Source organism: Leeia speluncae, assembly GCF_020564625.1.
GTDB lineage: Bacteria > Pseudomonadota > Gammaproteobacteria > Burkholderiales > Leeiaceae > Leeia > Leeia speluncae.
This window is the reverse complement of the sequence record NZ_JAJBZT010000039.1, coordinates 1-337: the sequence shown is the minus strand read 5'-3', so window position 1 is coordinate 337 and position 337 is coordinate 1. Positions and strand designations below refer to the sequence as shown.

At 49.9% G+C, this 337-nt stretch carries 1 protein-coding gene; it reads right to left on the bottom strand.

All coding sequences use genetic code 11. From position 1 onward, the window contains the following. Positions 1-337, bottom strand: a 337-nt coding sequence (locus tag LIN78_RS18000; RefSeq protein WP_227182269.1) for an aldehyde dehydrogenase family protein, incomplete at both ends; no start/stop codon positions are given.

Sequence of the window (337 nt, the reverse complement as noted above, 5' to 3'; positions counted from 1 at the left end):
ACAGGGATCGATACATCCATGGTTTCGCCAGTAATCTTGGTTGCCCAGCCCGCCATATAGCGTACATATTCGATTGCCGCACCTACTTCAATGGCGCGAGAGATATGAATCGACTTGCCTTGGTTCAGCGTTTCTAACTGCGCCAATTCTTCTGTATGCGCTTCTAGCACATCGGCTAATTTGAGTAACAACCGCTCACGATCGGCAGGGCGAAGTTTTGACCACACACCAGAAGTAAACGCTTCATGAGAAGCGCGGACAATATCGTCAACATCTTGCTCATTACCATCGGCAACAGACGCAATCACGCCATCGGTGGCGGGGTTACGTACTTCAA